Below are 7,544 nucleotides of genomic sequence, written 5' to 3' on the forward strand. Positions count from 1 at the left end.
CATGGTGCTGCACGCGCCGCGCACCGGCACCGTCGTGCGCTACGAGTCGATGGACAACATGCCGTTCCAGTTCGGTGTGCGCATCGGCTGACCCCGCCTTTCCCTTCGTCAGCCGCCGACACCGCCCAAACGGGCGAACTGCGGCGACACACGCTGACGCGACGCCCCGCCGGTGACCTGTGCTCTCCGGTGGGGCGTCACTTTGCGTAGGCGGCGCGGTCGTTGGCCCACGGGTATCCGTCCGGTTACTGTCCGGCGTGCGGTTCCCCCGGTGACTCGCCGCCCGCCCGGGCGGCAGGGGCCGCACGCAGTGCAAGGGAGTACGGCATCCGTGGCGTCCCATCGCCGGCCTTCGCAGTCGGGCCTGACCCAGAGCGCTCGCGTCACCGTCCTTTCGGCAGCCGCGGCGACGGCCGCGGCGGCGCTGGCGGCACCCGTTGCGAGCGCGGCTCCGCACGAGCCGGGGCCGTCCGGGAAGGCCAAGGTCGACCGGCTCTTCGAGGAGGCCGAGAAGGCCACCGAGCAGTACGACAAGGCCGACGAGCACGCCAAGGAGCTGCGTGACGAGGTCAGGCATGCGCAGGACGGGATCGCGCGCGGCCAGGAGAAGATCAACCGCATGCGGGGCGCGCTCGGGGCGATCGCCGGGGCGCAGTACCGCTCGGGCGGCATCGACCCCGCGCTCGCGCTGCTCCTGTCGTCCAACCCGAACACCTACCTGGACCAGGCCGCGGCCCTCGACCGGCTGAGCGAGCGCCAGGCGGGCGCCCTCCAGGACCTCCAGCACGAGCAGCGCCGGCTCGCCCAGCAGCGGGCCGAGGCCGGCCGCAAGCTCTCCGAGCTGGAGCGCAGCCGCACCGAGGTGGCCCGGCACAAGCGGACCGTGGAGTCCAAGCTGGCCGAGGCGCGCCGCACCCTGAACGCGCTGCCGGCCGCCGACCGCACCGCCTTCGACCGGGCCTCGCGCTCCGGCCGCACCGAGCTGCCGCCGCCCGCCGGCTCCGTGCCCGCCGCCTCCTCGCGGGCCGCGGCGGCCGTGATGGCGGCCCGCTCGGCGATCGGCAAGCCGTACATCTGGGGCGCCAACGGGCCCTCCGGGTTCGACTGTTCGGGCCTGATGCAGTGGTCGTACGCCCGGGCCGGGGTCGGTCTGCCGCGCACCTCGCAGGAGCAGCGGTACGCGGGCCACCAGGTGCCGCTCTCCGAGGCGAAGCCCGGCGATCTGGTCGCCTACCGGCACGACGCGAGCCACATCGCGATGTACGTCGGCAACGGCCAGGTCGTGCACGCCCCCTACCCCGGCGCGCCGGTGCGCTACGACCCCGTCGGGATGATGCCCATCTCCTCGGTGACGCGCGTGTGACCGTACGATCGGCGGCGTGGCAGGTCATGGACGCGGGCTAGGGGTACGGGGCGGCCGGGCGGCGGGATGCGCGCTCGCCGTGCTGCTGCTCGGCGCGGCCTGCTCGGCGCCCGGGTCGGCCCCGGACGCCACCGCGAGCCAGGTGCAGCGGCTCCTCGACCGGCGCGCGGCCGCCGTCCTGAAGCACGACGCGAACGGCTATCTGGCCGCCGTCGACCCCGCGGCGAGCGCCCTGCGGGCGGCCCAGGGAGCCGAGTTCGGCAACCTGGCGCAGGTGCCGCTGACGTCCTGGACGTACAAGGTCACCGGGGTGGACCGGCACGGCACGACGGCCACCGCGAAGGTGGACCTGCGCTACCGGATCCAGGGCTACGACACCGCGCCCGTGACGGCCGCCCGTACCCTCACCCTCGGCCGGCGCGGCGCCGACTGGTACGTCACCGGCGACCGGCCCGCCCAGGGGGCGGCCCAACTCCTGTGGCAGCAGGGCCCGGTGAGCGTCGTGCGCGGTGCGCACAGCCTGATCCTCGGGGTGGGCCAGGACGCGGCGAAGCTGCGCGAGATCGCGGACGCGGAGGACTCCGCCGTGCCCGCGGTGTCGAAGGCCTGGCCCGGCACCTGGGCGGGCCGCGTCGTCGTCCTCGTCCCGGCGTCGCTCGACGCCATGGCCGCGCTGCTCGGCGCGCCCGCCGCCTCCTACCGGGGCATCGCGGCGGTGACCACCGGCGAGGCGGGCGGCGCGGGGGCGGCCCCGGCGGACCGGGTGATCGTCAACCCGGACGCGTACGCGGTCCTCGGCGACCTGGGGCGCGAGGTCGTCCTCACCCACGAGACCACCCATGTCGCCACCCGCGCCCACACCTCGGCCGCCACCCCGATGTGGCTCTCGGAGGGCTACGCGGACTGGGTGGGCTACCGCGACACCGGCCGCACGGCCGCCCAGGCCGCGCCCGAACTCCAGAAGGCGGTCCGTGCGGGCGACCTCCCCGCCGGCCTCCCCTCTGACGCCGACTTCGGCTTCGACGGCGGCGCCGACCGCCTGGCGCGGGCGTACGAGGGCGGGTGGCTGGCCTGCCGCATGATCGCCGCCCGCTGGGGCGAGGCGAAACTGGCCCGCCTCTACACCGAGATCGGCGACCAGCCCCGTCGCGAGGGCGCCACGGAAAAGGCCATGTCCGACCAACTCGGCCTGACGCCGGGGGAGTTCACCGCTCAGTGGCGTGCGTACGTACGGGATCAGCTCGGCTGATCAGGGCGAGGTCAGCTCCTCGATGGCCTCCGTCAGCCACTTCTTCTCGGCCGTGCCGGTGGCGCGCGCGATCCGCAGCATGCCCTGCCGGAACAGGTCGGGCGCCTGCTCGGCCGTCACGGGCTCGCCGTCCCGGTAGAAGAAGCTCGCCGGGGTGTCCAGGAAGGCCTGGCGGCGCCCGAGGACGGCGGCCTGCTCGGCCCGGTCGGGCAGGTGCCGCAGGAAGGCGAGCAGGGTGAAGAACCGCTGGCCGTCGGTGATCTCGGTGTCCTTGGGGTGTCGCAGCCGCTCCAGGAGACCGGCCCGGCCCGCGTCGGTGAGGGAGAGGATGCGGCGCGGTGCGGCCCCGCTGCCGGGTTCGGTGCGCTGTTCCAGGGCGCCGGCCTTCACCAGGCGGGTGATCGCCGGATACAGCGCTCCGTCGCTGACCGGGCGGATGTGCCCGCTGAGCCCCTTGATGCGCTCCTTGAGCTCGTAGCCGTGCAGCGGCTCCTCGTAGAGGAACCCCAGGATCGACAGCTCCAGCACGAGCGCCCCTCTCCTTGTCCGGTTGCCCTCGTCATGGTACCTCTTATCGAGCTACCTCGAATCGAGGTATTGCGGCGATGGTCCGCCGGGAGAACGGGGGAGGGACATGGGTCCGACCGCGCATCGCCGGACGCTGGTGTCACTGGCGCATCCGGTCTACTTCGAGCTCCTGGCCGGAGTCACGGCCGGAATCATCAACACGGTCTGGGTGGCCCGGCTCGGCGGGGACGCCGTCGCCGCGGTCGCGGTCGCCACCAACGTCGAGAACGTGCTGCTCGGCATCGCCCTCATGGCCGGATCGGGTACGACCGTGCTGCTCGCCCGGGCCAGGGGCGCCGACGACCCGGCCGCGATGCGGGCGGCCGTGCGGGGCGGCTGGGCGCTGTGGGCCCTGCTCACCCCGGCGGTCGCGGCCGGTGGGTTCCTGTGCCGGGAGCGGCTCGCCCGCCTCGTGCTCGGCGCCGACGCGGGCGGCGCCCTGCCGCTCGCCGCCGGTTACTTCTCCGTCGCGCTGCCCGGGGTGGCCGTCTTCTTCGCCACCAATCTGGTGGACGGCATCCTCAAGGGGGCCGGCGACACCCGCACTCCGATGCGCCTCGCGCTGCTCGCCAACGGGATCGTCCTCGTCCTCGATCCCCTGCTCATCCTCGGCTGCGGCCTGGGGGTGCGGGGCGCGGCCATCGCCACGGTCATCGGCCGAACGGCAGCCCTGGCATGGGGACTCGGGGCCCTCCGGCGCAACCCCGTGCTGCGCGCGGCCGGCCCGCGAGCGCGGCTGCGGGCCGCCGAACTGCGCCGCACGGTCCGGGTCGGCCTCCCCATGTCCGCCGACTTCGTCGTCCGCATGGGCGGCACCCTGGCCCTGGTCGCGATCGTCGCCCGGATCGGCGTGGCCGAGGTCGCCGCGTACGGCATCGCGACCAAGGCGACGTACGGGGCGACCATGGCGTTCTACTCCGTACGCCAGGCCGCCTCGATCCACACCGCACGCCTGCTCGGTGCCGGGCGCGACGAGCGGCGGGCCGTGGGGCGGGCGGCGCTGCGGCTCTCGGGCGCGCTGGGGATCGCGGCATCGCTCGGGCTGCTCGCCGGGGCCCCCTGGATCATGGGGGCGTTCGGCGCGGGCGGCGAGGTGGCCGCCGCGGGGACGCTGTATCTGCGCTGCCTGGGGCCCTACCTGGTGCTGCTGTCCGGTCTCATCGCGCTGGGCGGGGTCTTCGAGGGCAGCGGCGGCAGCCCGCACCTGGCGCGGATCACCACCTGCGGTGTGGCACTCCAACTGGCGCTCGCCCACGGCCTGTCGGGGCTCGGGCTGCCGGGCGTCTGCCTGGCGATGGCCCTGGCGACGGCCGCCCAGTGCGCGGCCCTCGCCGTGCTCCACCGGGGCGGCGGCCGTCAGCGGGTGGCCGAAGACGCGGTGGCCCGGGTGGGCTGAACGGGCAGCGGGGGCAGGTTGCGGCTGCGGGAGGTGGAGCTCCACAGGCTGCGGCAGGCCAGGAGCGAAGCCGCGACCAGGAGGCCGTTGCGGGTGGTGAGGAGGAGCAGGCCGAGCCAGTCGCCGGACACCACGTGGGAGAACCAGATCGGGAACTCCAGGAACGTCACGGCCGTGGCGGCCAGGACCAGTTGGGCGGGCCGGGTCATCGGGCTGCGGCGGAAGGCCAGGCACACCGCGGCGAGGCCGATCAGCCACAGGAGGTACTGGGGGCTGATGACCCGGCTCGTCGTGGTGAAGAGCAGCACCGCGGTGAAGGCCGCGTCCGCGGGCGTGCTCGGACGCCCCGGGCCCCGCACCCGCAGGCGCCACAGCAGCAGCCAGCCGAAGGCGAGGGCGGTCAGGGCCATCGCGAGGGCGGACACCACCGGCACGTACGGGCCGAGGAACTCCACCGAGCCGTAGTTCAGCTGCACCCGCCCCCGCCAGCCGAAGTGCCGGGCCACCTGGAAGACCAGCGCGCCGAGCGACTCGACCTCGGTGCCGCGCTCGCGTTGAAAGGTGAGGAAGGCCAGCGCGCCCGGCGCCGCCGCCACGCAGGCCGCCAGGAGGGCCGCCGCGGTCACGACGGCGGTCGCCCACGACCGGCGCGGGGCCCGGACGAGGAGCAGCACCGGCCACACCTTGAGCAGCGCCCCGAACGCGGCGAGCGCGCCCAGGACCCGCGGGTGGCGGACCCCCGCGAGCAGCGCCGCGACGGCGACGGCCGTCACCATCAGGTCGTAACGGGCGTACGCGGTGGGGCCGAGCAGCGGCACGCCGAGCGTCCACACCCAGGCCCCGTTCAGGGATTTGCCCGGCCGGCCGCCCGCGTACATCAGGAGCGCGAAGACCAGTGCGTCCGCGAGCAGGACGAGCACGAAGAAGGCCGACGCGTACGGCAGGAACGGCAGCGCGGCGGGGGAGAGGATCGCGAGGGCGGCGGCCGGCGGGTACTGCCACGTCACGTCGTCCAGCGGATAGGTGCCGGTCCACAGCACCTGCGACCAGCCCTGGTAGATCACATGGACGTCGCTGGTGACGTCCGGGCCGGGAAGGGTCAGCACCTTGAAGACGCAGAGCAGCAGCAGATAGCGGGTCGCGGCCCAGGTGACCGCCACGCTGAAGGGGCGCCGGGAGGTGCGCATGATGTCCGTCTCGTCCTCGTTTCGGGGGCCGGAGCCAGCCATGATGCCGGGTGCCCCGGCGTGTCGACGGCAAGGCGGGGCCGGGCCTTTCGGTTCCGGTGGCGCCCCCCGGCGGGCTCGCCTCGGCCGCGCGCCCCGGGTTCGGTACTGTCGGCGGCGATGCACAAGACGTTGATCGTGACCAATGACTTCCCGCCGCGCCCGGGCGGGATCCAGGCGTTCCTCCACAACATGGCCCTGCGCCTCGATCCGGAGCGGATCGTCGTGTACGCCTCGACGTGGAAGCGGAGCCGTGAGGGCGTCGAGGCGACGGCGGCGTTCGACGCCGAGCAGCCGTTCACCGTCGTACGGGACCGCACCACGATGCTGCTTCCCACCCCGCGGGTCACCCGGCGCGCCGTCGGCCTGCTGCGCGAACACGGCTGCTCCTCGGTGTGGTTCGGGGCGGCCGCACCGCTCGGCCTCATGGGGCCCGCGCTGCGCCGGGCGGGTGCGGAGCGGCTCGTGGCGACGACGCACGGGCACGAGGCGGGATGGGCCCAACTCCCCGTCGCGCGGCAGCTGTTGAGGCGGATCGGCGAGGGTACGGACACGATCACCTACCTGGGCGAGTACACCCGCTCGCGGATCGCGGGCGCGCTCACCCAGCAGGCCGCGGCCCGCATGGTCCAGCTTCCGCCCGGGGTCGACGAGAAGACCTTCCACCCCGGCTCGGGCGGCGACGCGGTACGGAGCCGGCTCGGGCTCACCGACCGGCCCGTCGTGGTGTGCGTCTCGCGACTGGTGCCGCGCAAGGGGCAGGACACGCTGATCCGCGCCCTGCCGGCGATCCTGGCGAAGGTGCCCGACGCGGTGCTGCTCATCGTGGGCGGCGGCCCGTACGAGGCGGATCTGCGCACGCTCGCCTCCGACACCGGGGTTTCGGCCTCGGTCCGCTTCACCGGCGCGGTGCCGTGGGCGGAGCTGCCCGCGCACTACGGGGCGGGGGACGTCTTCGCGATGCCGTGCCGCACCCGGCGCGGCGGCCTGGACGTCGAGGGTCTCGGCATCGTCTACCTGGAGGCTTCCGCGACGGGTCTGCCGGTGGTGGCGGGCGACTCCGGAGGCGCACCGGACGCCGTCCTCGACGGCGAGACGGGCTGGGTCGTACGGGGCGACTCCGCCGGGGACGCGGCCGAGCGGATCGTGACCCTGTTGCAGGATCCCGGCCTGCGGCGGCGGATGGGGGAGCGGGGGCGGGCCTGGGTGGAGGAGAAATGGCGCTGGGACCTTTTGGCGGAGAAGCTCCGGGGTCTGCTTTAGCCTCCCTTTCCCCCGGGGGTGGGTGGGCAGGTGCGGCCCCGTTTCGGGGTGCGCGGGCTCGGGGTGTGCCGGCCCGGGGTGCGCTGGGGCTTCGCCCTGGGCCCTGGGGTTTTGCCCCTCCCCGCCCCTTCCCGCAACCCTCCGGGGGTGAAACGGGGGTGGGAGGGCTTCCGGGGGCTGCGCCCCGGGCCCTGCTCGTTCGGGTGCGGATCGTGGGTGGCTGGTCGCGCAGTTCCCCGCGCCCCTAAGGGCCTCGGTGCTGGCCCGCATCGGGCACTTCAGCCCGGCTGGCTGATCGGTACGGGCCGGTGGAGGTATCTCCAGCCTGTCGGGCTGATCGATATGGGCCGACATCAGGCACTTCAGCCCGTCCGGCTGACCGGACCGGTACGGGCCCGCATCGGGCACTTCAGCCCGTCCGGCGATTGAGGACGAGCGCCCTTAAGGCGCGATACGGGGTCCGGGGCGGAGCCCCGAACC

6 protein-coding genes are annotated in these 7,544 nt (G+C 74.5%); 4 read left to right on the forward strand and 2 right to left on the reverse strand.

Features of this window, described 5'->3' with window-relative positions; translation table 11 throughout:
- The first annotated feature begins 331 nt into the window (after positions 1-331).
- A complete protein-coding gene (locus ACFYNP_RS38280) occupies positions 332-1,363 on the forward strand; it encodes an NlpC/P60 family protein (RefSeq protein ID WP_388420724.1) in 1,032 nt (343 codons plus the stop codon).
- A 16-nt stretch (positions 1,364-1,379) separates the two neighbouring features.
- Positions 1,380-2,612: a hypothetical protein gene (locus ACFYNP_RS38285; RefSeq protein ID WP_388420723.1), complete on the forward strand. Its 1,233-nt coding sequence runs from the start codon at positions 1,380-1,382 to the stop codon at positions 2,610-2,612.
- Here the strand turns inward: ACFYNP_RS38285 and ACFYNP_RS38290 are convergent, their stop codons facing one another.
- Positions 2,613-3,140 carry a PadR family transcriptional regulator gene (locus ACFYNP_RS38290; RefSeq protein WP_388792074.1) on the reverse strand — a complete coding sequence of 176 codons (528 nt, stop codon included), beginning with the start codon at positions 3,138-3,140 and terminating at the stop codon, positions 2,613-2,615.
- A gap of 106 nt (positions 3,141-3,246) precedes the next feature.
- On the opposite strand from ACFYNP_RS38290, the gene ACFYNP_RS38295 reads away from it, so the two are divergent.
- A complete protein-coding gene (locus tag ACFYNP_RS38295; RefSeq protein WP_388792076.1) occupies positions 3,247-4,575 on the forward strand; it encodes an MATE family efflux transporter in 1,329 nt (442 codons plus the stop codon).
- On the opposite strand, the gene ACFYNP_RS38300 is transcribed toward ACFYNP_RS38295, so the two are convergent.
- Positions 4,536-5,762: a glycosyltransferase 87 family protein gene (locus ACFYNP_RS38300; protein WP_388792078.1), complete on the reverse strand. Its 1,227-nt coding sequence runs from the start codon at positions 5,760-5,762 to the stop codon at positions 4,536-4,538. The genes ACFYNP_RS38295 and ACFYNP_RS38300 overlap by 40 nt on opposite strands.
- A 159-nt stretch (positions 5,763-5,921) precedes the next feature.
- On the opposite strand from ACFYNP_RS38300, the gene ACFYNP_RS38305 reads away from it, so the two are divergent.
- Positions 5,922-7,064 carry a glycosyltransferase family 4 protein gene (locus ACFYNP_RS38305; protein ID WP_388792080.1) on the forward strand — a complete coding sequence of 381 codons (1,143 nt, stop codon included), beginning with the start codon at positions 5,922-5,924 and terminating at the stop codon, positions 7,062-7,064.
- Positions 7,065-7,544: the final 480 nt, after the last annotated feature.

Source organism: Streptomyces sp. NPDC006691 (assembly GCF_042869955.1).
In the GTDB taxonomy this organism is placed as follows: Bacteria; Actinomycetota; Actinomycetes; order Streptomycetales; family Streptomycetaceae; genus Streptomyces.